The organism is Polynucleobacter sp. MWH-Berg-3C6 (assembly GCF_018881855.1).
Lineage (GTDB): Bacteria > Pseudomonadota > Gammaproteobacteria > Burkholderiales > Burkholderiaceae > Polynucleobacter.
Genome location: NZ_JACVPN010000001.1, coordinates 168,179 through 194,299, shown reverse-complemented (window position 1 = coordinate 194,299; position 26,121 = coordinate 168,179). Strand labels below are relative to the sequence as shown.

Below are 26,121 nucleotides of genomic sequence, written 5' to 3'. Positions count from 1 at the left end.
TCTTATGAATACCCATTCACCTCTTGGCAAAGTCTATTTAGTTGGTGCTGGTCCTGGTGCAGCTGATCTCATTACTGTGCGTGGTGCAAAACTATTAGCACAGGCTGATATTGTTTTTTATGATGCTTTAGTTGGCCCTGAAATGCTCGATCTTTGTCCGCAAGCTGTTCAAGTGGCAGTTGGCAAGCGTTGTGGCAAATTATCTTCTGCTCAGCACTTTATTAATAAACGCTTAGTCGATGCTGCACAAAAATACCAAACAGTTGTCCGTCTGAAGGGTGGTGACCCGATGCTCTTTGGTAGGGCTGATGAAGAAATCACTGCCCTTAAAGAGGCGGGCATTGCAGTTGAAGTGGTTCCCGGCATTACTGCTGCTCTAGCTGGCGCAGCAAGCCTCCAACAATCACTTACCTTACGCGGAGTGAGTCGCAGTGTGGCCTTTGTGACTTTAGCTCAGGGTACTGAGAATACCCATGGTGATTTGGAGGCTATTGGGTCTGCTGTCACATCTACTACTGGACCGATGCAAAATCCCTCAGCGGATACCTTGGTGTATTACATGGGTCGCAAAGATGCTGCGCGTATTGCAAAGCAGCTAATTGAATCCGGAGTTAATCACACTGCAGATACCCCCGTCCATATTCTGGAGGCTGTTAGTACCCCTAAAGAGCGTCACTGGTCGAGTAATCTTGGTGGGTTAGCTCAAGGTAAAGCAGATGACTGGTTTGATAGCAGCTCACCAGCGCTGATCATGATTGGCGAGGCCTTAAGAGAAAACTCAGAGAGCCTTAGCAGCGAAATCGACAATGGCTTGCAAGACAGCATCATTCTCGCCAACAGCCAGCGTTGTGCTTAATTGAATTTGTGGGTATTGAGTACGACACTCTTCTAGCAGTATCGGAAAGTCATTTCGAAGATGGCCACCTTGGCCAAAAAAGACAGGCACTACAGTAATCTGATGAACACCTTGGCTTGCTAAATCACCAATAGCGCTAGATAAGCTAGGCTCCATCATTTCTAAGAAGGCGAGTTGCACCAATACCTGTGGATGTTGCGCTTTCCAAAGAGCAGCCAAGCGATCAAACGGCTCACGCCAGCGGGCATCACGGGCACCATGCCCAAATAAAATAATGGCTTTCATGGAAGGCTATACACTCTCATTTATATAGATTATTCATCAATAGATCCTGCTAGCTTAAACCAATCCAATACTTTTCACTGATAGCTGATATGACTGACCTTCTGAGCCAAACTTGGTTTATTGCCATCATGAGCATTACCCTCATTGGGGGCGTTCTATCGGCTGTTCACCACGCTGAAGTCATTGCCCATAAAACGGGTGAGCCCTATGGCGCTTTAATCCTCGCCATTAGCGTCACTATCATTGAAGTGTCCTTAATCATTTCCATGATGCTCTCAGGCCATGAAGGATCGCAATTTATTGCCAGGGATGCCGTGTTTGCAACTGTCATGATTGTTCTCAATGGCGTGATTGGTCTATGTATTTTTATTGGCGGCTTGCACCATCATGAAATGAGCTTTCGTAATGAGGGCACCAACTCTGCTTTGGCAGTTCTGACTGCCTTGGCTACCTTTATTTTGGTCATGCCGATTGTGACCGTGAGCACCCCTGGCCCAGACTTTACGAAAAGCCAATTGGCTTTTGCGGGGATTGCTTCTTTTGTGCTGTACGGCGCATTTTTATTCTTTCAGACAGTCAGTCATCGCGACTACTACCTGCCAAAGACCGAAGAGAAAAAAACCGATATTAATTTTCATGCGCCTAAGCCGAGCAATCTCAAGACTACAGTCAGTGCTTTATTGCTGATTGCTTCTTTGATTGTGGTGGTAGGGCTTGCTGAGTTACTGAGCCCAGCCATTGAGGCAGGAGTAAAAGCTGCTGGTGCGCCTAAGACCATTGTTGGCATTGCCATTGCAATGCTAGTACTTCTTCCAGAAGGCTTTGCAGCTGTGCGGGCAGCTAAGGCTAATCGATTACAAAGTAGTCTGAACTTGGCCTTAGGGTCAGCACTAGCAAGTATTGGTTTATCTATTCCAACGATTGCAGCCATTGCGATCTTCTTTGATTTACCGCTCAGTCTAGGCATTAGCAGCCTCAATGTCACCCTCATGTATCTGACCTTCTTTATTGGCGCACTCACGCTGGCCATTGGCAGAACTACGCTATTACAAGGGGTGGTACATCTCATTATCTTCTTTGAGTATTTGTTCTTGAGCTTAGTGCCTTAAGGTCTAGATATAAAACAAAGACAAGTAGAGCAAGACAACATAATTAAAGCAATAAAAATAGAAAATAGTTACTTTTCTGTATTTGCTTTACTTGACGATTTTGAGAATACTCAAGACCTGCCAGAACAAAATAATCACAGCCAAGACACTTACCATTAGCAAGCTGAGCTCAAGTCGAAATAATTTGGCGCGTTTATGGGTATATTCAATTGAAAGCATTGAGATCTCCTTCTGTTGTTTTAGAGAAAGAGCGTAAATACTGTCTGACCCTATCTGTGAAAGCTAAGCTTGATAGAGGTGAAAGAAGCTACTGAAAAAGTAGGAGATGCGGATGAAGGTATTTAGTCTGAAGACTTGATACAACAACTTACTGCAGAGACTAACTACGAACACTAATTGCTGTTGCGAATACGTATCCACTCGGGAGCCTTAAAGCGCACAATGCTCCAATAGATCCAGACATAGGTAATGGCAAATAGAACAGCAAAAGCCTTTAAGACAAGGTGATAGCGCCAAAACAGAATTGCCGGAATCACAGATAAAGCCGCTAATACCCATAAATAAGGTGAAGTCATGGCATTACGTTGGGTGGTTGGTAAACCATCTTCACCGCCTATAGACCAGCGCACAATGCGCATATAAATCAATTGGTGCAAGTGAGAAGCATCAGGCATGCCTGGATGAACTCTTTTGAGAATGACGCGGCGATAGATCGTAAAGAGTGTTTCAAAGATGGGGTACAAGCACAGCAGTAGCGGAAACCATTTTGATACTTCAGGATGGCGTGAAGTGAGTAAAACTGAGAGCTCCGCAATCCAGAAGCCGACAAAGTAAGCCCCGCCATCACCCAAAAAGATTAAGCCACGTGGGTAGTTCCATACTAAAAAGCCCAATAAAGCACCAATCATGGCTAGCGCTGCAATCATGATAAGGAAGTCACTTACCTGAAAAGCAACATAAGCAATACCAGACAGAATAATCACGGCTACCATTGCAGATAAGCCGTTATATCCATCAATGATATTGAATGCATTGGCTACGCCACCTACAGCAAAGCAAGTAATGGCAATCGCTACAAACGGGTAGGCCAGCATCAAATTATCAATACCCAAGATCTGCACGCTACTGAGCCAAGCATTTAAGAAGTAGCCGGCTAGTCCTGCAGAAGCAACGGTGGCCAAGAGGCGTACACGCACGCCCACTCTCTTAGTGAGATCCTCAATTAAGCCCGATAGAAAAGCCGGTAAGGATGCGGCGATCAGAAGCAAGCCAAAAGTACCTACCTCTGAGTTCTGAAAATAACGCATAGACAACGCAAGCAATATACCTAAGAAAATACCAATACCGCCCACACGAGGAACAGCAACAGTATGAAACTTTTGCACACCAGATAAATCAGAATCAGCCGTCAAATGAGAATGTAAATGGCTATAGCGAACCACCCACAAAGTGACCAGAAGTGAAGTTAGAAATGAGGCAATTAATGCAGACATACTTCGATTCTAGACTAATTCAGGGGGCTTGCTCATTTACTTTCTGAGGAGTATTAGCGCTCTTAGCTCTCTATTCCACCACCAAATCCATTCTCTTTTTCAAATACTTTTACCCCATAAAAAGAAGAGATTTAACCAAAGATACAAAACTCCCCAAGAGATAATTAACCACATCAGTAGCCACACCATAAGCGTTGGGCAATCCAGGATCTTCTGAGGTCTGGAGATAGCTTGGCTGCAATCATGAGCAGAGGGCACAGGTCAAAGACGGATACGGCGACGGACTATTTAAAAGGGGTCAATCCAAATTAATAATTATTTCGACTTTTCATAGATTAAGCGTTGATATAGAGATTTATAGCTTTGACACATTTTGTCCGCAGTAAAAAACTTTTTATATCGAACAAAAGCATTCAAACCCATCATACTTGCAGCTGTTTTGTTATTCCATAAATAAACCATTGCCGCATGTAAATCTTTAGGGGAGGATGGCGGAATAACGATACCTGTCTCGTGGTCGCTATTAATGAAAGAGGTACCAGTCCCAATTTCGCTAGATATCATGGGCTTACCAAACATTGCTCCCTCTAAAAGAGAGATGCCAAATGCTTCAGACCGCAAATGCGATGGAAACACTATTGCATAAGATAAGTCAAGTATGGCAATCTTATCTTCTTCAGATACCCGCCCTAAGAAAATAATATTTTTTAATCCCAACGAAGCTGCTTTAAGTTTTAATTCTAACTCTATGGGACCCGCGCCAATAATGACCGTAGGCAGATCTCCCAAGGCTAATGCATCCAGTAAGATATGTAAGCCCTTATAATATCTAAGCACCCCTATAAAAAGAAAAAATTTACCTCCCAATTTATTTTGCCAAAATTTCGACCTTTCAACATTCACAGATGGATATAAACTCTTATCAAGTCCAATTGGAATAACTTCGACCTTATCTCTATAAAACTGCAAAACATCACTTGTCTCCAAATAATTTGGGGAAGTAGCAACAATTGAACCGACACTTTTAAGAAATTTATTTTTTAATGGTCTATAAAGTTTTACTAGATTTTTTTGCTTAACAATATCAGAGTGATATGTAACGATCGATGGCTTTTTTATACCTAATAGTAGATGCACTAAATCCATAAATGGCCATGGAAAATGATAATGAACAATATCAGCATTTTTTACTAACTCATTGAAGCTCCAAAAAGCGCTCAAAGAAAAATCAGTGGAGGCCAGCTTGAAATTGCTATAGCAACGTACAACCTTATATCCGCCTACCTCAATAATCCTATCATCTCTTTTGGGGGTTAAAGATAAGATAGTTGTCTCTACTCCCAAAACGGCTGATCCATGCGCTAATTGATGGATAACCTGCTCGACCCCGCCAAATGAATCTGGGTAGCAAGTCTTATAAAAGTGTAAAACTTTCATTTAAAACGAAATCCAAGAAAGATCATATTTAACTTTTGTATACACATAACCTGATAACTAAATTAATTTCAGAAAAACACATCATTGAATTAAAGTAAAAGGGGCGCTTAAATGATTCATTCCATTCTAAAAAACTTGTAACATATATTTTTCAAAGATTTAAACCAGATCGAATAAGGCTGCAGTAACCACCATTTGATAGGCAAATAACCATTGTATTTTTTTACAATTTTCATAGCCTCTACATAATGCTTTAATCTAAAATTTTTAGTTTTAGTTTCTGAATGCTCACGATTTACCGCTACTAATTTATCAATATATTTCAAGGGGCCTATTGTTATAAATAATCGCCACCATAAGTCATAATCCATTGCCATAAATAAGCTTGCGTCAAGTCCATTTACCGCCTCCCATGCAGAGCGACGTATCAAAGTTCCAGGCTGAGAAATAATGCATCGAATAGATAATCTATTTTTTGAAAATTTCTCAACCCATACATAATTTTCTTTGCCAGAGTTTTGGTGATAACTCAAAACTTGACCGTAAACTGCTGGGGAAGTTGGATTAGCATCCAATGCTCTAATAAGAACCTCCAATGATCCCGGCAACATCCAATCATCACTATTAATCCAGCATACGTAAGGCGCCCTACCCCATGCAACCCCCTCATTAATGGCTGATGACTGGCCTAAATCAGGATAACTTCTCCATCCTGAAATTCTATCTTCCCACCTGTTAATTATGCTTAGAGTTTCATCAGTTGAACCCCCATCAATAACAAAAACCTCAACTGGAATGTTTTGAGAAAATATAGAATCAAGCGCTTTCTCAAGGAAGCGCCCTTGATTCATTGATGGAATAACAACGGTCACCAGCGGCGAATAAAATGGCAGCATTACTCTAGCCACTTCACGGGCGGGCAACAAAAATCTGTACCACCACTTAAACCGCAGAAGTCCATCACTTGAATAAGTCGGCCGATAAATCTTTTGGAGACGTTACCTTCATCATATAATCTAGCATCCACCAGATCTATATATAATATAGATATATTAAATAGCGATTTAATGGTCATTAAGTCTCAAATTATTTTCGGACATATAGGTAAATATTTCCCTGGCCGGCTGGAATTATTTCTAGAAGTTTAAAATTGTTATTATGCTTAACCAAAGATAGGGTTAACGGAAGAATTTTATTTGATGGCATCCCCGAAGAAGAAACTGACGCACCTTCTGATGCAGCAATCACAATATCGGCTCTATCAATAGCGCGGCCAAATACCTGGTTAGGATCTTCTTCTTGTGGTCTAAAAAACCAAGAGTCGATCTTCATTGAACTAATTCCTTGCTTCAGAAGACCATACAACAAAACATCTCGATTTAAAAATCCTGTAAAAGTAATGAAGACGGTTTTTGGGTGACTATTTTTATTCGAGAGAATTGCCAGCCTATCTATAACGGTAGCAACTACATTGTTGATAGACTGAGTTTGCGCTGAATTTTTAAATCCCCAAAACCCGGCAGGCTGTATAGAAAGCAGGCTGATAGAAACCAAAAAAGTCATAAGCAACCTTATCGTCCATATTTTTGATTGCCTCATGAGGTCGCTAAAAACAAGTAACGAAAAAATTAATAGTAGCAACTGAAAACTAACCCCAAGAAAGTGGGTTTTCACTGAATTAACTGTAACGACTATGTACCCAACAAGTATTACGAAAATTAGGATAAAAAAACGTATCCGCTGCAGTGGATTAGCCCATCGACACATTATCGCAATTCCAATCGATAGCATGGCTGCCCACACATGCAATCCCATCATAAAACGCCCACCTTGGCCAAAAAGATAAAATCTTACGTGTGTACCCCAATCCATGTCGATGGCCCAGATAGACTTATCGCGTACGATAGCATCCCAGGTATATTCAATCACTCTATGACCGGCCAAAAGATAATATGGTGCTGACAGCACAGCTCCAATTGCTAAAATTACTGCAGCACGTTTAAAGCTTTGAACTGAAAAATATCGTGAATTTACACTAACAAATATAAAGGAAAGAATCAAACCAAATGTCATTAGCCCTAGGGTATATATAAATGCTGAGGGTTTTGCCCATAAGGCGCACCCAAAAATTAGCCCGCTCCATGTGACTTGACGAATTAAAATGCCTCTCGCTTTATCAGTTACTCCGTATATAGCCATTGTTACGGATATCGCCGTAAGCATTCCCGCAGCAATGTCAGGACGAAATTCAACTACAGCAGCACCTAAGGCCGGGGCAGTTAAGATATAAAGAAATAATATCCAGCGACCCATTGCAATTCCACGTATTACTGTCGCCGCACCCAATAATGCAAAGAGAAGAATCCAGATATTAGTAACATAGGGAGCCCAATCATTAACGCCAAACACCATATAAGAAAAAATAGCTTGAAGAGCAATAATTGGGGCATGGGGAGGATTGGCAACCGCATCTAGAAAAACCAAGAAAATATCGCCATTAATAAATTTAATATAGCGGGTCAACGCATCCAGGAAATAACTAACATCGTCATATGTAGGTATAAATGCCAGCCTTCCGAATTCAAACGAGTTTTTCAAATTCCAAAAAAGTAGGGCGAATGCTCCACATAAGGAATAAATGAACTCTCTCTTGCTCCAGTAAAACCCTACCTTATTGAACTCCATGATTAATACCTCACTCTACTGAGAATTGCAACAAAAAGAAGGGTTAATGGTGGCCAAAGAAATAAATTTATTCAAGCAGCAATAACCCGTCTATTGTCTTGCTAATCTGATTAAATTGGCTTACGAAGAATATAAGCTTGAGTCCATAGCACCCAATTCAATGGCGAACTTTTTATGAGCCTCTCTATAGTTGCTATTCTTCTGCCTCCCCATGCACCGCCAAACTCAGCCAAAAATGGTAAATAGAGGCCGAATTTATCTTCACTCAGAAACTCAAATCCACAATCCGCTATAGAGGTGCGAAGTTCCGTCGCCGTTCGTAAACTAATGTGCCCCATCTCTAAAATAGGCTCGCGATAAATTTGACGAACAAGTTGGATCACACCTGGCAAGAAAGCAATTTTTGAAAAAAGTTCCATAAAGCTGAAACGTTGTGGGGTAGTTAGAATTAAAATTCCACCCGGACGCAAAATCCGATAGAGCGTATGCAATGCGAGCTCAGGGCTAGGAACATGTTCCAAAACCTCAGTACATAAAACCAATCCAAAGCTAGCATCTTCTAGTTTGGATTCTTGAATATCATCAACCAATATTTGCAAATTTTCAAATTTATCCAATAGACGCTCAATCCCAGAAAGATAGGCTGGCTCAATATCAGCCCCAATTACATCGGCACAATCCTCAGCCAAGACCCCAAGATAAATTCCTGATCCAGGCCCATACTCAATTGCTCGTGAGATTGGAATTTGTGGCGCATATGCCTTAATGGCTGCACTTACCCATCGCAATCGAATTTGATGTAGCCGACGTCGAGTATAGTTGCTGGAGAAATAAATTGTTTCTTGTAACTTTAATAATGAATCCTCTGAGGTTGTCATTACTTATTTTCCAATCTACCATTTGCATGCACTTCTCTAACGATATATTTTGGGCGACGTTTACTTTCTAAATAAATTCTACCGATGTATTCACCAAGCACCCCAATTCCGACAAGCTGTATTCCACCCAAGAAAAGAGTCGAAACAATTAAGGATGCATAACCAGGGACTTTAATACCGAATATTATTGTTTTAAACGCAATAATAAGAGCATAAGACATGGAAATCGAAGCAACAATAATGCCAAGGTAAAGCCAAACTCTTAACGGCGCAGTAGAAAAGGAGGTAATGCCCTCAAGCGCAAAATTCCAGAGTCGCCAACCGTTAAATTTACTTTCTCCTGCGACTCGCTCATCACGCGTGTATTCAATGATTTCTGTCTTAAAACCAACCCAGGCAAAAATACCTTTCATAAAGCGCCGAGACTCTGGAAGATCTTTAATAGCTTCAACAACTTTACGATCCATTAACCGAAAATCTCCTACATTCTCGGGTATCGGACTCTCTGAAAGCATATTGTGAATGCGATAAAACATCAAGGCGGAACTTCTCTTTGCCCAAGTGTCAGAACGGCGATCTCGTCTTCTTGCTAAAACCACCTCAGCGCCACCACACCATACTTCAATCATCTTTGGGATCAGCTCAGGTGGATCCTGCAGATCTACGTCAATCGGAATTACAGCTGAGCCAGAGGCATAATCCAATGCCGCAGTCAACGCAGCCTCTTTTCCAAAATTCCGTGACAAATCTATAATAACTAATTGCTTATGAATTTTAGACTGCTCCATAAGTTTCATTAACGTAAGATCTGTACTTCCATCATTAACACATATCACCTCAAAAGGATTTTTAATAGCATTCAGCACGGGAATAAGGCGTGTGAAAAATTTATCTACCAACTTTTCTTCATTAAAAAAAGGACAGGCTATAGAAATCATTTCATGCGATTTTGTTCGCTCATGATGCTCCATTAATTTTTCCTTGGAAGATAATTTTTTACACTATTTATAAAATCATATATTCTTGTTTTTATTCTGTAGCACATATCTACTATCAAATGTTTAAATAAGTAAGGATAAATAGCTCGCCTCACCTCTTCGTTGCTAGGCTTTTTAAGAGTGGTACGAATTCGAATGCGGTTCATCTCCTCCATTCCGGCATCATTAATTATTACAGAGGTCTTCTGAGCATCATGAATACGAAATGCCCCAAGAAAATTAGAGATATGACCAAATTTGGCACCGGCATCCCTAAATCGAATCAATAAATCCCAATCCATAGCAAAACGAAATGACTCATCAATATGGCTATCGACTCTATTCCAAATCTGTCGACGCCAGAATAATGTTTCTTGGGGGATATAATCAGCCCAAGATAATACTTTGCTATCATGCCCTGGCAGAATCCATCTACCGATCTCCATATCATTTTCATCAATCAGTAGCCGATTACCATAGACTACATCAACATCGGGGTGTTCATCGAAATACTGTGCTACCAAATGTAATGCGCCGGGCAACATCAAATCATCTGAATTAAGCCATCCCATGATTTCACCTGTCGTTTTCGCAAAGGCAATATTCAGAGCATGAGATTGGCCGCCATCTCTACATGAATTCCAACCCGATAGTCTCATCTCATGCCGCCGGAGGACATCTATCGTGCCATCACTAGATCCACCATCTTGAATGTAATACTCCAATTTTGGATAGCCCTGATTCAAAACGCTTAATATTGTTCTTTCGACAAAATTACCCTGGCCATATGATGGTGTAACTATTGAGATTAAAGGAAAATGAGACATTGAATCTTTTGCCGAATTTTTCTCGAGAACCATCGGCCGCGGAACGTATTGATTAAGATTTCCCAAGCGAGGCTTAATAATTTCATGAATGCGACGCATCACACGCGCAACTAGACCAAGTAGAGGCACTGACCCGTAGGCAAATCGATATGCTTTTATTGCACGATTCTGCTCTTTAATGCAGGTATCCTTTAAGGATATATCGTATAAAAGCTTCTGAATTACCGATTCCTTTTCCTCCGCAGCAAACTCCCAACCGGCACCTTGAAAAGCTTTAAACCAATCCACACCATAGTTATGTGCATAATTTTCCATGGCTTCTTTAGCAATTTTGGGATAGTAAACAATTACATCATTAATAACCATTAACTCATGATCATTACTCAGCAAAAACAAGCTTGATATCACCTGTTGCAGGTTGGGCCAATGAGATATTTCATGTGGTGAAGGTGGCGGAGAAAGAAAAAGGCGAGCATCATCAATAACAATCGCAGAGTCTTGATTCAACTTATTTATAGCAGCCAACTCATCAAGCAAAGGACATTGAGAAGTTTTCCCCTCCACATTAACGGCTAAGCACCAGTGCGCATCTAAAAAATAAAGAATTCCAATCTCACTTAAGTTATTTGTTAACTCCTCCAAAATACAAGGGGAATCCCCCTGATGCAGGTGCACATTTGTAACCCTATTAAACTTTTCAATAGCTGCTTTATGATATTCATGAGAAAGCTCAATAGAGTGCAGCTCCTCAAAAAAAGAATGTAGATTTTCAATAGCTTGGCCCTCAAAGGTGCCAGTTTCCACAAAAACCTTTAAAGGAAGAGTGGACATGAGCGCACTTACTAAATTTTTATCCAATGAAAAATGAATAGCGCCCATATCATTCATCCCGGATTAATTGAAATGTAGCTGGAGAAAAAAACTCATCTCCCAGATGCCATTGCCTGTCCGCCAAATCACGCATTTTAATAATTCGAGCAGGCACCCCAGCCACAACCGCTCCAGCCGGTATATCTTCAACAACAACTGCGCCGGCAGCAATAATTACATTATCGCCAATCACCAAAGAGCCAACAATTCTGGCGCCATTGCCAATCCAGCAGCCTCTACCTATTACAAGGGGTCCAGAAAACGGCTCGAGTGAACTTATGTTATGTCCGCCATTAACCAATGTAGAGTCAGCAGCAAAATGACAAAAGCTTCCAACATTAATATGATTAAAATTCCAAAATTTCACTCCATTCCCAATGGCAACGTAATCTTCGATATTTATAAATTCCTCTTGCCCAATCAAATAGTCAAAATCACGATCAATGGCGACATGATGGCCAATCCTCATGCCAGTGTGACGCAATATCCTACATTTACGATCCCAAAGTCTATAGTCATGCCTAGTTGGCGTAAGAAAATTTGACCACCATTTAAGAAATCTCCTGAGAAGGGGGGTATTTGAGCTTAAGGTATGCATAGGAACGCTAGTTACATTGAGTCGGCTAGATTAATTTTTACTGGTAAGCCGAACATGCCATAAAAAAGTGGAGTTTCACTAGAATAATCCCATGTTACGTTTAGAGGCCCAAGCCATGGAGTCTCGTCAAGAGTTACTCCTTGATTCAACTGCGAACCAATAATACCCAAACTAAACATAAACGAGTACTGCCCAGACTCAATCATCATCTGTATATTTATTGAGAATATTTTTCCTTGTGATCCAGTTTTATAAGGCATTTCAATACCCAGATTATGAGTGCTCGTACAATTAATTACTTGATCATATCGATTTTTTATAACAATAGAACATTGAACCGGATCAGATTCTTGGCAGCAGTATAACAATTTAAATTGACAATAATCTCCAATCTCAAAATTTTCTTTTGATTCATTTCTGGAGTCCTCAATCCATATTGCCAAAATTTTTGTCGCTTTATCTTGAAAGGTTTTTTCACACTGCCAATAGGGTGCTTTTTCAAAAGACAAACTTTTTGTAATTTGAGTTTCAATTTGATCATCTTGATCAGACGGCTGCAATCTAACTATGCCATGCTTAAAATGATCTTTTAAATAACTTTGAATTACAGAATTAACCTCGCCACTTAAATTTAAGCAACCATCTCTCAAATAAATTGCCGAGCTACACAAATCCCTTACCGCACTCATGTCATGGGAAACAAATAATAAAGTAACACCTTTAGCATGTAGATTACGAATATAAGAAAAGCATTTTTGCTGAAAGAAAAAATCGCCAACACTCAGCGCCTCATCAATAATCAAAATATCGGGATGACATAAAACCTGCACGGCAAATGCTAAGCGCATCATCATGCCGCTGGAATAGGTTTTTACCGGGCGCTCTATAGCTGCACCAATTTCTGCGAATGCTTCAATCTCAGCAAATCGATTTACTATTTCATCCTTAGATAGGCCCAATAACAGCCCATTGAGTATTACGTTATCTCTTCCCGAGTACTCGGGATTAAACCCGCTACCCAGCTCTAATAAAGCAGATACCCTACCATTGACTTGGACGGCACCAGCTGTTTGAGTTAGCGTGCCAGTCAAAATCTCTAGCAAAGTGCTTTTACCTCCACCATTACGCCCAATAATGGCAACAGCTTCACCTCGCTTAATTTCAAAATTAATATCTTGAAGCGCCCAAATCTCTTCCACGCCGCCTGTATACATAGGAAAGATGGCATGCATTAAGCGTGATCTTTGATTCTCAAATACGCGATAGCATTTGCTAACACCGCTCACAGAGATGGCTATATCGGTCATGGGCTACACTAAATCTGCAAAACTGGGGCGCAAACGCTGAAATAAAATAAAAGAGGCCCAAGAAAAAAGACCTGTCAGAAAAAAATAAATGGCTAAATCTTTTGGAGCTGGGGCTTGTCCATAAAATAAAATGAGACGAAATTGTTCGACAATGAATGTTAAAGGGTTGAGCATTAGTAACTTTTGAAGTAATGGTGGCGCTGCCTCAATACTATAAAAAATGGGGGTTAAAAAAAGAAGGGTGTGATTGAGTATGCTTGTCAATTGACCAATGTCTTTAACCGCCACTCCAACGGAAGATAGTAACCACCCCATTCCTAATAATAAAGGGATTAGACAAATTAAAATCAAAGGAAAGAAGAGTACCGTTACTTTTGGGACACCAATAAAAAGTGTATAACCAATTAACCAAACAACAACACAAATCAGCGCATGAATCAATGCCGTGGTCACCGTTACTACCGGCAACATCTGCAGGGGAAAAACCACTTTTTTTACGAAGTTGGGATTATTAGTTACCAATGTGGTCGACTTGATGAGCACTTCAGAAAACGCATTAAAAACAATCAAACCTGCAAATAATATAAATGCATAGTCAGCCGTATTGCCGGCGAACCCCCAGCGAGCCTTTAGAATTACTCCAAAGGCCATGGTGTATACCGAGAGCAAAAAGAGTGGTTGGGCGAAAGCCCAGAAAATACCTCCAAATGAACCGCGATATTTCGCAGAAAACTCACGCTTGATTAGCTCAAAAAATAGACTACGATTACGCCAGGCGGACTCGATCATACAGAGATGAACAGATTATTCTCCACAACCCCCCCCGCTATTGCCAAATAAGATGACTTATTGATTATTATTAACTTATTATAATGGGTCAACAACAGATGTTATGTACGCTAAAGCACATAACATCTGTTGTTGACCAAATTTAAGGGGCTAGAGCGCTAATGCTTTTTATGAAATCTTCCAGCTTATTCAATAGTGTTTCCAAAACTGCTTTATTTTAGACAAATTTTTTAATAAAACCGTTCCAAGCCCCCCCACTTCATTCGCCCTTGCAATCCTCAAGTCCTCCAAGGATTTACGGAAGATTGTTGAAAAGGAACGATTGCTGATACCCCCCAACCTCATTCTTACCAACACTTCAGGTATATAAGCGGCATTAAATGATCCAGTTGTTAAAAAGCGTAGGATAGAGTCATAGTCTGCGGATATACGATAATTTTTATTAAAGCCTCCATACTCCTTATAAAGTGTACGCCTAACGTAGAAAGTTGGGTGTGGCAACATCCAACCCCGTGAAATATTTAGCTTACTATAGCCGCCCGCACGCCAATATCGAACAATCTTATTTATATTGTCTTGACGAACATAAACTAGATCCCCATAAACAGCATCAATCTGGGGATCTAAGAAAACTTCCGCTATTTTTTTTAATGTATCTTTAGAATCAAAAACATCGTCAGCATGCAAAAAACCAATGACATCGCCCGTTGAGTATTGAATGCCTTTATTTAGCGCGTCATAAATACCATCATCACGCTCTGATCTAAAAATAATTCTAGGGTTTTTGCATTTCTCTATAAGAGCAATTGTTTGGTCGCTTGAATTCCCATCGATGATTAAATGCTCATAGTTTTGGTAACTTTGACTGGAGACAGACTGCAGAGTTGGGGCTATAGTATGCTCACTATTAAAGCAGGCTGTGATTACGCTAATTTTCATTAATATCACCAAAATTATAAGGTACCAACTTACATTCTACGAATTTTTAGACTCAATACTAAGCCTCTCCAAAATTAATATTGTCTTCTCCATTATTTTCATCTACAACAAGCCCGGTCATACAAAATAGCTTTTGCGGATGGTGACAATTCCTTTGGTTGCATGGGCGGCATGGCACATTCTTTTTTTCAACAATTTCTACATTAGCACCCAGCGGGCGAACTAACTCAGAGTTATTAGATCCAAAAATAACCGTTGTACGAATACCTAGTGCAGCAGCAATATGGGCCGGACCACTATCCATTAAAAATAGTCTTTTTGCCCTGCTTAGCATTACAACAAAGTTTCTAAGACCTCCAGACCATAAAGCGAGATTTTTTGAAAGCTCAACCGGAAGACCTGAAATCAATTGATTTAACCGATCAGCATCCCCAGGAGGGACAAACAAAACGACTGGCACATCTTTTTTGAGCCAATGAGTCAATAACACTAATGATTCTCTGTCTGGAAGACGTCTAAGAGGCAAGGAAGCGCCAAAGTGGAATCCAACATAGGGAGGAATTTTCTTTGCCTCTCTGATTTCAGAATCTTTAAGAATAAGTTGAGGCAAATATTTCTTTCCAACTGGCCAAATCCCTAAAAATTCAGCAATTCTTTGGTGATGATTGGCCAAATGTGCGTACGAGCCGTCATCAGGCACAACATCTGATAGCAATTGCTTTCCGCCTGTAAAAGCAAAGCCTACTCGACGTATAGGACCACATAAAGAAAGTAGCAATATTTGACGTACATCCCCACGGATTTCAATGCCAAGATCCCAGTCTATTGTTTTTAGGCGGCGGATCAAACCAAGGCAATTCATCAGCCCTTTGTAAAAGCCTGTTTTAATAACCCATGGCGCCGAGAAAAATATAATCTCGTCTACTAAATTATCACCGACAATATCTCGCGACCATGGCCCCGCAACAAGCACTATTCTAGCCTGAGGGTAACAACTTCTTATGGCAGCAAGAAAGGGCTGGAGAAGAACAATATCTCCAATTAAATGGAAGTCAAAAATCAAAATTGATTTGATCGATAATTTATTTTTTTTGCTATTAGGGCTAGCATATAAATATAAGCCTAGTAACCACCAAAACGGGCTAAGTAATTTTGAAGCTGTTGCCAAGCGCTTATTAATTAATTTCACTAATTTGCATCTTTATAATTTAGAACAATTACAGTTTTAGAAATTACTATGTTTTCCGCGCAACAATACATACACCCCACGTATCACAAGAGGGTACATTGCCTGTTAACCATTCCTCCATGTGAACCCTGGAAAAATTATTATGTGACATCAATTTATCAAGCTCTGAAATAAATAGGTATCTCAAAGAGTGTCTTTCATTTACTTGAAATATTTCACTATCGCCACTTCTATGTCCATAAATTGAATAGTTAACATCCACTACATTTCTAGTGTCATCAATTACTGGCTCAGCAATTCTAGTTAAATTAAGCCCATTGCCTTGGTATCGCTTAATCCGCATTGTTGGATGCTGCCAAAGGACCGCCGGGCCATACCAAAAATCAAATATAAATAGTCCGCCAACCTCTAAATGCAAGGCGGCAGTTTGAAAAGTATCATTTAGATCATCATCAGTTGTTTGATAGCTTAAAACATGAAAAAGCGAAGTAACAATATCAAATTTTTTGTCGACACGATATGTTCTAACATCTGCGTTAAAAAACTCTAAAGGTCTGCTTAGGGAAAGTTGTTTTGAGCGCTCACGCGCTAGATCAAGCATTTGCTCGCTCAAATCTACTCCCATCACACTTAATCCCATTTGATTAAGCAATTGTGCATGCAAACCAGTTCCACAACCTAGCTCAAGCAATGATTTGGCAGGCGCATAGGCATATTTTTTTATAAGGGAAAAAACATAATTTGCCTCAGCAGCATAATTTTTTTCATTATTTAATAAATCATAATACTGAGAATATTCGTAGAAATTTTTCATCAATTTTTAAATAAATAGTGATTTAAATAATCTGTAAGTAACCACGCAAGTTATCTTAAGATGAATAGGATTAATTATTTTTGATAGGTAGCTCCCCACATTAGCTAATACAAGCCGCCTATATGAAAGATAAAAATTATTTGAGGTAGAGATTCGCGTATGTTTACCAATGTTAATCTTAGAAAAGATTTCAGCATTGATCAGAATAGAATTCTTAAACGGGTACATTCTTAACCACAAGTCCCAATCTTGAAGAGATATAAAGGCTTGTCGCATACATCCAATTTTGAGAAAAAAATCTACCCTAATAAGGGTTCCTGAGAATGTAAATGGGTTATTAATCAACAAGCCCTCAGAAAATGAATTTTGGTTTATACGCCTATAGGAAATTATCCGATCTTCTTGGTAAACAATCGATGAACTCAAGATGGCTTGATTTTCTGGTTCGGCATTCTCAATGTTTCTTATATCGGAACACAATTCATCATCATCATCTAAAAACAAAACCCAGTCCGACTGACAAAAAGATACGCCAATATTTCGCGCAAGTTGACTTCCAATAAAGCTCCGTGTTCTTATATATCGAATACGCGGATCAGTATATTCAATTTTTGATGGTTTATCACCATTATCTACAACGACTAACTCGGAAAAATTAGTTGCATATTTTATAACTGAATTTATTGCCCTATTAACCTCAGTGAGCCGATTACAAGTAGTTATAACTACACTAAAATTTTGGTTAAACATAGTCAATTCTTAACTTAAATTGACCAGCTATACCCAGTCTTGCAAAATAGTAAGATGTAAGATTTAATACGCGCCTCAGAATTGGGCCACGAGGAGAAATTTCGCTCTTGTACAAAATATTTTTTGAATAACCGCTGTAATCAAAAATATTCTGAAAAAATTTTGGTATTGGCTGGGAGCGGTACCATGACACGCAATTTTTAGTCCCTAGCTGACCATATTTCGGTAAAAATCTAAAATGCAAAATCCAACTTCCAACCTCATCTCGAATATACGGCTTAAAACACCAATTCTTATCTACCTGAATAAGATTATTAAATCTAATTTTTAGTGCTCTTCCATCGTTCAAGTTAAAAATTATAAAATCTCCACTATTGAGCGATGGATACATATACTTATTAGAATTTTTATGGGTAAGATTACTACCATTGATTTCTACATTCCTAACATAACTAGAGGCTAACTTCACTCTAATCACAAAATCCATTGCCATCTCGATACTTCCGCTTACTACTGTATCAAATATGCAGCCTGTATTTTCATCATCAAACTCTAAAGAAGGATTTACTAAAACCTCACCTGTTTTTAGGGTTATACGAATAGTATTACCCTCTTGAGCAAATGAAGAGTTGAGGCACATGCTCTCCTCGGGATTACAAAATGAATATTTATCGCCAACTTCATGCGATATGGATATAATTTCACTTAGTAAAGTCAAGCCAAATCTCCATGCATTCTAAAAAATACTTTATAGTTTGGGATCGATACTCTCTTCTGATTCTGCGACAATGCTTTTAAATGTAGCCAGAATTGATAGTGAGTATCGGCATAAAAACTCCAATTGGCTTGCCTTAAAAAATCAGATCTCTTTTCATGGTATTGAAGCAAATGCATTAACTTTGATTCAAATTCTGGCTGATTAGTAAACTTATAGTTACTCAATAGACCAAATTCGTCATGCCACCCGCCATCAGCAATAAATACACTTTTATCACGTGTAAGAGCGTCCATAATAAACATAGACCCCTCATCAAAACCTAAATACATTGCATAGTCACAGTCGCGTAGCTGAACATCGTATATTTCAGAATTAAATTTTGGATAAACTATAAAATATTCGGAAATATCTTGATATTTTTCTACGAATTCCAACCAACCTTCTCCCATTACATTAAATTTATAGGAGCCTGGGAACTTTCTAATGTACTGAGCAATCCAGTATTCATTTTTTCTACCATCGTCATAAAGATTGGTAGAAATAAAAAAATTGACTAACCTCTCATTACTTTGCTTTGTCACAGAGGATAGCGCAGGAATGTATCCTGTAATGAGTCTATCTTCAGCCCACCCACACATTGCGGCCAATATTTTAAGATTATTGGACATGCACACCAAACCATCCATTTTTCTTGCATGATTTAGTAAAGCCATCCTTTTTCTTACTGTATCTATATGTGCTAGCAAGCCAGTATTGATTGAGTTCGGAACATAATCGTTTCCTAGTGCCCCAATCCAGTGATAGATATCATAATTTTCTAAAGGGGCCTTGGTTTGTGCTGTCTCTACCCCTATTAGCACTAGAGAATGCGAGAGTTTTTGCCCTATATCTCTTAAAACCCATGATTCTTGAGGTGTGACTATATTTACCTTAAACATAATCAATATGACCTTTCAAATTTCGCATTTTTAGTCCGAAAAAAATTTAATTTATAGCCTGAAAAGCAACGTCTAACTTTTCTAAGGACATGTTGCAAATTCTGGGTGGTTGACTGCGGCCAACCGGCGCCTGATAAGGAGTAAGAGCATCAGATTTTCTTTTATCAATGAACTCAAGAACCAGAATCAACCTATTGCTTGACCCCCTATAAACCCCCCGATGTATTAAATTAGTATCAAAAATGAGGCAATTGTCAGGAGAAGCTTGAATTGTTTTGATTCTTAATCCATAAAACGCATGCACTAACAGATTCTGCAGCGAGACCGAGAAATATCTTAGATACCCTAATAGTCTCGGCCTATATAAAAAATGATGTGTCCCGCGTATATATTGTGTTTTTGTTATGCCATCAGATGACTTTAAACTTGGTAGCCCAATAAAAATCTTTATTCTTCTTCCCACATTATCATCATGCCAGCCCCCGGAAATATCAGAGGTTAGGTTTCCATCGATTACTTTATTCCATATATAGGCATCATCTAAGATAACCCCATTTCCTATATAGTCGATAAGGTCAGATTTAATATTATTATTTTTAATTAATGATGAGATGAATGAAATAATCCTATCTTCAAAAAAGTTTAAATAAGTATCGCCATTAGTGGTATTAACCCAAAGCTCCCGCTTCTCCAGAAAGTAATCTCTAAGGATCGATAAATTAGCATCTGCAAGTTTAATCGCCTTTACTCCAGACCGACCTAAAGCAGAGACTTTAGATTCACCATGCGATCTATCAATTTCTCTTACAAGTTTTGCGTACTGCCACTTTACTAGGAAGTCCTTCATATTCTTATAAATCTCAATTTAAATGGATGAATAGAAATACCTATGATCAATTTCTTAAACTTCAAACCAATTCTAAATCGGCTAAATAATGAGCGTATTGGCTTATCTATTGGGATAGCTAGTGAATCACATACATCAGTAAAACCATCCACCGTGCCTAGGCCAAAATGCATAAACTTTTTACCGATGACAATGGGCTCAAATAGTGAATAAAAATTTTGGATCAGACCTGCTTTTCTCTCTAAATTGAAATCTAGCTCAAGCTCCCTGGTAATTTCCTTTGAGACTGATGGTTCGCGCTCTTTCATTTGCAATTCTTTTATGGATAGCTTTAAAAAATACCAGCTAAAAAAGAAATAGTCTATATATGAATTATATTGATACCACCCGCTATTTGGCACTCCAATCCCGCTTTGAAATGGCTTCAAATTTCCACCCAAGACCAATTGAATGCAGTCGCCAGACAGTCTTTCCTTTAAATTTCTAATAATATCGGAAACTTGCACTCGCTCTTCGACACTAAGATGATAAAAACAAAGCGCAGACCAATAAATGAAGAGAGCATAGCCAAAAATTTGCTTTTTCCCTCTGCCATACCAATTGCAGTCATAGGATGCAATATATTTTAGATTTTTTCTGTATTGTCCAACTAGGGGTACATAAGCGTCTTGCAGAAAATGCTTTCTAATAATTTCAAGCAATACATATGAGAAAATGCTATATTGATTTGAGCATACTAAACTTGAATCCCAAATAATTGATCCATGCAGTCTTTTTTTAAGAACGGCATTAATGCCGTTAAATAAGTCATGTGCAGATCCCTTTATTAGGTACTTATTAAATTCAAATAATATTCTCCAGTTTGTTGTTTTATTTTTAGGCTCTACTAAAAAATTAGGATTCTGTCCGCTCAGATATTTGCTTAACTCGATAAAAGTTGAATGGTTTTTGGGCTCTTCAATTTCCGCCTCAATATCAATCATTCTCTTCTGAATTCTGCAATCATTTAAAAAAGAATCGATAGATGTACAGCCAAGTCTTTTTAAAGCAACCGCAAAATAATTTCCATAAGAAGACTTCTCGATCTCCTTGGAGGTTAAGTGCTGTAAACCAGTTTGCATAGTACTTGAATACATCACGTCGATAATTTCTAACTCACTAATCATTTAATAATTTTTTGAGAGCTAACCTAGAAAGGGCGTAAATATAAATTACAGAATTCTTAACATACGAATCACTGATTTTTTTTGACTTAATCACTTTACGATGACGATATAAAAAAATTAATGTGTCTCGAATGGAATAAAAATAAAAAACATATCTATTAACTCTCTGTCCGCCGACCCTGACATCCTTTCTAGACATGTGCGCAGCATAAATGTTGGGCAGCAAAACTATGCGTCCACCGTTTGCCTGTATGCTCATTTGTAAATCGCTCTCCTCCCTAAAGCCTATTGCTTTTGAGTAACCCTCATAAAACATCAGGGATGCATGCTCATCCCTATTGAACATGAAAAGTGCATGGGTTAATGGAACAATCTCAGGTGATCGCAAACGAAAATCATGCGATATAAATAATAACTTCTTATTAAAATAAGAAGATTTGTCATAGCTATTAAATCCCACCAATCGATCTGCGACGTCATCAAATCTCTCTGTCGGCCTCATGTCAACCAAAGGTCCGCTTACGGCATCTTTAGGATTTACAAGCAAGTATTGTATGGAATCTTTTATATAGCTCTGGGATAAAAAGGCATCATCTTCCCCAAACAATATATAGTGATTCCTGGCCAAATTTAGACCAATATTTCGACTTGCCGGTGCGCCAATTCTGCCCGCAGTACTTACTATTTTAATTAGTGGTGATAATGTTCCCAGTTCAGAATAGTCCTCATTAATGGAATCATTTACTATGATCAATTCATCAATGTAATCCTGGGACAAATACGAAGGAATTACCCCTTTTAATATGTTTAATCGATTTGCACTTGGGATAATTACAGTAACACTTCTAGATTGCGTCATGTATCGCCTTAATTTTTTGATCCAGCCTTAAGTAGTCCTCTTTTAGAACACTCAAATTATTATCATTTAGGGCGGAAATAAGATTCGCAACCTCTTTGGAGTAAATCAAATCATTTTCTTCTAAAACTAATACTGATCTCAGACCAGAAAATATGTTTGACCATTCTGATTTTATGACGATGCAATTACAAGACATACTTAAGGCCTGTAATACAACCAATGGCAAACCCTCATACCTACTTAAATGAATTAATACTGATCCAACTTTATTCAGCTCGTGAATCTCGGTACTTCCCAATCTACCTAAATAATTCAAGTTACTAGATATGCTATCGACAGAAATTCCAGCTACATCACATTTCAAATGGTATGAATTTACAAAGATCTGCAATCTATCCAATCCTTTTGCATATACAGCATTTGAAATAACTGCAAAATATTTCACGCTAGGCTTTATATACTCTACAAAATGATACTTAGTTGAATGGTTTACAAATACCTTTTTACTTGACGGTAAAAAAGATTTAAATGATTCTTTGACATGCTCTGAGACAAAAATTATCTTTTGTGAAAAATAGATTGAAATCAAGTCGGCGAAATAATCACAATATGCCAATACAATAGATCGAATCCTTAATTTACGAGCTAACGAGCTAGCTTTATAAAAATAGTCTAGGGGATGACCGTGAATAATCAAGATATTCGGCCTAAATAAAGCAATTAATCCAAACTGGCCATGAGAAATTACAACATCATTTTTACGAACAATTTTTAAAATTTTTCGTAAATTAATCACGTAATGGAAGATCGTTTTGCCAGCCGAAAAATCATCTAAATACAATAATTTCACTTGTTTCTTTTCCGCCAACATTTGATCGTAAAGCTCTAAAGAGTAACTCTCAACGCCACCACTCTGCCTTTCTGGAATTAATAACTTATAGTTAATATGAGGCATTTAATTTAGTACCAACCGCTTGATTAATGAGATTTTTTTGGGCGCAAAAAAATCACTAATTATTGCAGCCATTAGAACGAGAACCCCAATTAGAAGGCTCGCCTTCATATACCCAAAAAAATGAATAGAGAAAATAATGAGCGCAAGAATTATCATCTCATTACGGGGCAATTTCTTAAGATAAATTTTGACGATAGCTAATATCGCTGCCATACAAATAAATATTCTAATATTAAAAATTTGCTCTATGGAATTAAAAAAGTACCCAGTAGTAAATATTATTAATGATGTGAAGATCATTAATAAAAATTCAAGTAGCACCCCATATCTTATCCTTAAATAATCTCCCAATACCCCCATTTGATACATGACAGACTTTAGGCATACACATATAACAATGTAATAAGCTACATTGTTCCATTGCTTATCAATTGCCTCAGCCAATAAAATTGCTACTCCAAGTACATACAACAATAAGTTAAAGGTAATATTGACTGAGCTTCTCAGGAAGTATTCAAAATATTTTTTAATTTTTGTTGGGTGAGTTGAGAATGCCTTGCTGTAAATAGGAACAATAGAAGCAAGCCCAATCGCCTGTATGGTGATGGCAATATTATTTGCAAGGCCATATGATCCCATATCACTTGAACTAATTTTTTCTCTTAAGATAGTTAAATCTAAATACTGAATAGTCCACGCAAAAATACCAGTTAGCGTAGTCACGCTACAATAAAATAAAGCGCTTTTATTAAGCGATATGTTTTCATTAAATTTCAGTTGAGTTGCCATAGAAGCTAATAGTATTAGCGAGCTTGTTAACATCGAAACGAAGTATGAAGTGGCTCCTAGACCAAAAAATAATGCCAGCAAGAATCCCGTGAATGATGCCGCTGAACTTGCTAACTTTAATTTGGCGAAATATTGAATGTTGCTATTAATTGTTGTCTGATGCAGATAACTTATTAGTGGCAATGTATATATCAACAGACCAGATAAAAAAAGACCTAAATAGCCAATTAAGATAACCTCTTTATATGCCAATAGACAAAAAACCGTTAGGAGCAATGTAGACATTATGCAGATTGATTTGATAAAGCTTTTGCTTACACCATCAATGTTTTTAGATTGCTGATACCGCCCAAATGAAAACTCAGACAAGACTTGAATAAATAAAATATAGCTAATTGATAAATTAACCCTTGAGAAATCTTCGGGCTCTATAACCTTTAATGTAATAAAGATTTGGACTGCATTAAGCGCTTTACCAAGCAGCTCATATTTAAATAATTTACCTAGCATTAGCTAAAAATATGTCTCGAAGTTCGCTTGATACTCTTTCAATTTCAGAAAGCTTCAAAGCTAAACCACTTGGTACATAAAATCCTTTGTTATATAAATTTTCAGCTACTGGGTATGATTCCCCATCAAAGAGACCTCTATTTTTTAGTACGGGCTGCATATGCATGGGGTAAAAGAATGGCCTTGACCCAATACCTCTTTTTGCCAACTCCACCATCACCCCCTCGGGAGTTAAGGCGCAATTTTTTTTAATCAAAACCCCATATACCCAGTAAATACTTTGTGCATAGCTGGTCTTTTCCAACGGTAGCTCAATATACCCTTCCAGGTCTTTTAGAAGGGCTGTATATTTTGCGCCCATTTCTCTTTTAATTTTTACAAACTCATCTAACCTTTCTAGCTGCGCCAAACCAATGGCGGCCTGAATATTTGTCATTCTTAAATTCCAGCCAAGCCGATCATGAACAAATCTTTTATCTTGCTTAAAGCACAAATTTCGAATGCTTCGACACTTTTCGTCTAATTCTGGAGAATTAGTAACTACCATACCGCCTTCACCAGTAGTTATATTTTTATTTGAATAAAAACTAAATGTACTAATATCCCCAAAACTACCACACGGTAAATTTTTATATTCTTGGCCATGCATTTCCGCTGCATCTTCCAAAACCTTAAGGCTATATTTTTTTGCCAACTCTAATACCGGATCAATATCCACTGGAAGTCCGTAGATATGAACGATCATAATTAACTTAGTTCTTGGCGTAATTTTTTTCTCGATTTGCTGGACATTCATATTCCAAGTATGTGGATCGCTGTCTACCAAAACTGGGACTGCTCCAATGCGGATTATTTGGTTAATGCATGAGATAATGGTGAATGCAGGCATAATGACTTCATCTCCCGCTTTTATTTCCAAGGCCTCAATTGCTAAATCAATTGCAGCCGTACCATTTGATACAGCTATTCCATAAGCTCTATCAACTTTATTTGCAAATTTTTTCTCAAATTCTTGTACAAAAGGACCCTCTGAAGATATCCAACCCGTATCAATGCACTGGTTAAGATATTTTTTTTCATTTCCATTTAGCAAAGGGGTATTTACGGGTATAAATTCACTCATTTCGATTCCAAATTTGGGGAAAATCTTGTTTTGTCGCCTTCTCCAGCATAAGGACCTTGCTTCACTTCGATAATTTCAGATGTCTCGAGCATTTCAAATCCATGACCCCCATGAGCCAAAAGAATTACATCTCCAGCTCGTAACTCTCTGCTTTCGATAAAAATGTGGTCAGAATCGTAAAAATCGACTCTAACTAATCCGGATTTAATGAATAGAACCTCATTTGTAAAGTCAACCGATCGATTTACTTTATTGTGAATGTGTGGCTGTATCGAGTATCCACCCTCTCTCTTCATATACCCAAGTTGCTGAGAATAATCTCCAGGGGTAAAAAATTGGATTCCATCAAAGGAGAAATCCTTGCGCAGAATGATGGCAAACAACTTGTCACCATGGTTAATATACTCAATCAC

27 protein-coding genes are annotated in these 26,121 nt (G+C 38.4%); 2 read left to right on the top strand and 25 right to left on the bottom strand.

What is annotated here, in order from left to right; translation table 11 throughout:
• Window positions 1–4: 4 nt before the first annotated feature.
• Entirely contained in the window at window positions 5–856 is an 852-nt protein-coding gene (gene cobA / locus ICN13_RS01020) for a uroporphyrinogen-III C-methyltransferase (RefSeq protein WP_216138291.1), read from the top strand.
• Here the strand turns inward: cobA and ICN13_RS01015 are convergent.
• Entirely contained in the window at window positions 779–1,141 is a 363-nt protein-coding gene (locus ICN13_RS01015; protein ID WP_216138289.1) for a sirohydrochlorin chelatase, read from the bottom strand. The two genes, cobA and ICN13_RS01015, sit on opposite strands and share 78 nt — an antisense overlap.
• Before the next feature lie 89 nt (window positions 1,142–1,230).
• On the opposite strand from ICN13_RS01015, the gene ICN13_RS01010 reads away from it, so the two are divergent.
• Window positions 1,231–2,250 (top strand): calcium:proton antiporter, encoded by a 1,020-nt coding sequence (locus ICN13_RS01010; RefSeq protein WP_255533981.1) that lies wholly within the window; start codon window positions 1,231–1,233, stop codon window positions 2,248–2,250.
• Window positions 2,251–2,337: 87 nt separating this feature from the next.
• Here the strand turns inward: ICN13_RS01010 and ICN13_RS10110 are convergent, their stop codons facing one another.
• From ICN13_RS10110 to ICN13_RS10090, 24 genes are all read right to left on the bottom strand, one after another.
• Window positions 2,338–2,469, bottom strand: a complete 132-nt coding sequence (locus ICN13_RS10110) for a hypothetical protein (RefSeq protein ID WP_255533980.1) — start codon at window positions 2,467–2,469, stop codon at window positions 2,338–2,340.
• A 173-nt stretch (window positions 2,470–2,642) separates the two neighbouring features.
• Entirely contained in the window at window positions 2,643–3,743 is a 1,101-nt protein-coding gene (locus ICN13_RS01005) for a glycosyltransferase (RefSeq protein ID WP_216138287.1), read from the bottom strand.
• A gap of 315 nt (window positions 3,744–4,058) precedes the next feature.
• The gene (locus ICN13_RS01000; protein ID WP_216138286.1) at window positions 4,059–5,180 is read right to left on the bottom strand and encodes a glycosyltransferase; all 1,122 of its coding nucleotides are present in this window, start codon (window positions 5,178–5,180) and stop codon (window positions 4,059–4,061) included.
• A gap of 116 nt (window positions 5,181–5,296) precedes the next feature.
• A complete protein-coding gene (locus ICN13_RS00995; RefSeq protein ID WP_255533979.1) occupies window positions 5,297–6,106 on the bottom strand; it encodes a glycosyltransferase family 2 protein in 810 nt (269 codons plus the stop codon).
• A gap of 160 nt (window positions 6,107–6,266) precedes the next feature.
• Window positions 6,267–7,865 (bottom strand): hypothetical protein, encoded by a 1,599-nt coding sequence (locus ICN13_RS00990; RefSeq protein ID WP_216138284.1) that lies wholly within the window; start codon window positions 7,863–7,865, stop codon window positions 6,267–6,269.
• Between the two features lie 110 nt (window positions 7,866–7,975).
• On the bottom strand, window positions 7,976–8,743 hold the full coding sequence (locus ICN13_RS00985; protein WP_216138282.1) for a class I SAM-dependent methyltransferase: 768 nt from the start codon (window positions 8,741–8,743) through the stop codon (window positions 7,976–7,978).
• Entirely contained in the window at window positions 8,743–9,714 is a 972-nt protein-coding gene (locus tag ICN13_RS00980; RefSeq protein ID WP_255533978.1) for a glycosyltransferase family 2 protein, read from the bottom strand. The genes ICN13_RS00985 and ICN13_RS00980 overlap by 1 nt, the downstream gene beginning before the upstream one ends.
• A complete protein-coding gene (locus tag ICN13_RS10105; protein ID WP_255533977.1) occupies window positions 9,714–11,426 on the bottom strand; it encodes a glycosyltransferase in 1,713 nt (570 codons plus the stop codon). Before ICN13_RS10105 ends, ICN13_RS00980 begins: the two co-directional genes overlap by 1 nt.
• Before the next feature lies 1 nt (window position 11,427).
• Entirely contained in the window at window positions 11,428–11,901 is a 474-nt protein-coding gene (locus ICN13_RS00970) for an acyltransferase (protein WP_255533976.1), read from the bottom strand.
• 125 nt (window positions 11,902–12,026) lie between these two features.
• Window positions 12,027–13,322: an ABC transporter ATP-binding protein gene (locus ICN13_RS00965; protein ID WP_216138278.1), complete on the bottom strand. Its 1,296-nt coding sequence runs from the start codon at window positions 13,320–13,322 to the stop codon at window positions 12,027–12,029.
• Window positions 13,323–13,325: 3 nt separating this feature from the next.
• The gene (locus tag ICN13_RS00960) at window positions 13,326–14,111 is read right to left on the bottom strand and encodes an ABC transporter permease (RefSeq protein ID WP_216138276.1); all 786 of its coding nucleotides are present in this window, start codon (window positions 14,109–14,111) and stop codon (window positions 13,326–13,328) included.
• Window positions 14,112–14,300: 189 nt separating this feature from the next.
• Entirely contained in the window at window positions 14,301–15,050 is a 750-nt protein-coding gene (locus tag ICN13_RS00955; protein ID WP_216138267.1) for a glycosyltransferase family 2 protein, read from the bottom strand.
• 58 nt (window positions 15,051–15,108) lie between these two features.
• Window positions 15,109–16,239, bottom strand: coding sequence for a glycosyltransferase family 9 protein (locus tag ICN13_RS00950; RefSeq protein ID WP_216138266.1), 1,131 nt, complete (start codon window positions 16,237–16,239; stop codon window positions 15,109–15,111).
• Between the two features lie 46 nt (window positions 16,240–16,285).
• Window positions 16,286–17,053, bottom strand: a complete 768-nt coding sequence (locus ICN13_RS00945) for a class I SAM-dependent methyltransferase (RefSeq protein WP_255534038.1) — start codon at window positions 17,051–17,053, stop codon at window positions 16,286–16,288.
• A gap of 6 nt (window positions 17,054–17,059) precedes the next feature.
• On the bottom strand, window positions 17,060–17,803 hold the full coding sequence (locus tag ICN13_RS00940) for a glycosyltransferase family 2 protein (RefSeq protein WP_216138262.1): 744 nt from the start codon (window positions 17,801–17,803) through the stop codon (window positions 17,060–17,062).
• Complete coding sequence (locus ICN13_RS00935) at window positions 17,796–18,521, bottom strand: hypothetical protein (protein ID WP_216138260.1); 726 nt, start codon at window positions 18,519–18,521, stop codon at window positions 17,796–17,798. Before ICN13_RS00935 ends, ICN13_RS00940 begins: the two co-directional genes overlap by 8 nt.
• Window positions 18,518–19,459 carry a hypothetical protein gene (locus ICN13_RS00930; protein WP_216138258.1) on the bottom strand — a complete coding sequence of 314 codons (942 nt, stop codon included), beginning with the start codon at window positions 19,457–19,459 and terminating at the stop codon, window positions 18,518–18,520. The genes ICN13_RS00935 and ICN13_RS00930 overlap by 4 nt, the downstream gene beginning before the upstream one ends.
• Window positions 19,460–19,505: 46 nt before the next feature.
• The gene (locus ICN13_RS00925) at window positions 19,506–20,306 is read right to left on the bottom strand and encodes a hypothetical protein (protein WP_216138256.1); all 801 of its coding nucleotides are present in this window, start codon (window positions 20,304–20,306) and stop codon (window positions 19,506–19,508) included.
• Entirely contained in the window at window positions 20,303–21,472 is a 1,170-nt protein-coding gene (locus tag ICN13_RS00920) for a hypothetical protein (RefSeq protein ID WP_216138254.1), read from the bottom strand. The genes ICN13_RS00925 and ICN13_RS00920 overlap by 4 nt, the downstream gene beginning before the upstream one ends.
• Window positions 21,465–22,331 carry a glycosyltransferase gene (locus ICN13_RS00915; protein ID WP_216138252.1) on the bottom strand — a complete coding sequence of 289 codons (867 nt, stop codon included), beginning with the start codon at window positions 22,329–22,331 and terminating at the stop codon, window positions 21,465–21,467. Before ICN13_RS00915 ends, ICN13_RS00920 begins: the two co-directional genes overlap by 8 nt.
• Window positions 22,318–23,286, bottom strand: coding sequence for a hypothetical protein (locus ICN13_RS00910; RefSeq protein ID WP_216138251.1), 969 nt, complete (start codon window positions 23,284–23,286; stop codon window positions 22,318–22,320). The genes ICN13_RS00915 and ICN13_RS00910 overlap by 14 nt, the downstream gene beginning before the upstream one ends.
• Window positions 23,287–24,585, bottom strand: coding sequence for a hypothetical protein (locus tag ICN13_RS00905; RefSeq protein WP_216138249.1), 1,299 nt, complete (start codon window positions 24,583–24,585; stop codon window positions 23,287–23,289).
• A complete protein-coding gene (locus ICN13_RS00900) occupies window positions 24,575–25,708 on the bottom strand; it encodes a DegT/DnrJ/EryC1/StrS aminotransferase family protein (protein ID WP_216138247.1) in 1,134 nt (377 codons plus the stop codon). The genes ICN13_RS00905 and ICN13_RS00900 overlap by 11 nt, the downstream gene beginning before the upstream one ends.
• Complete coding sequence (locus tag ICN13_RS10090; protein ID WP_216863978.1) at window positions 25,705–26,121, bottom strand: hypothetical protein; 417 nt, start codon at window positions 26,119–26,121, stop codon at window positions 25,705–25,707. The genes ICN13_RS00900 and ICN13_RS10090 overlap by 4 nt, the downstream gene beginning before the upstream one ends.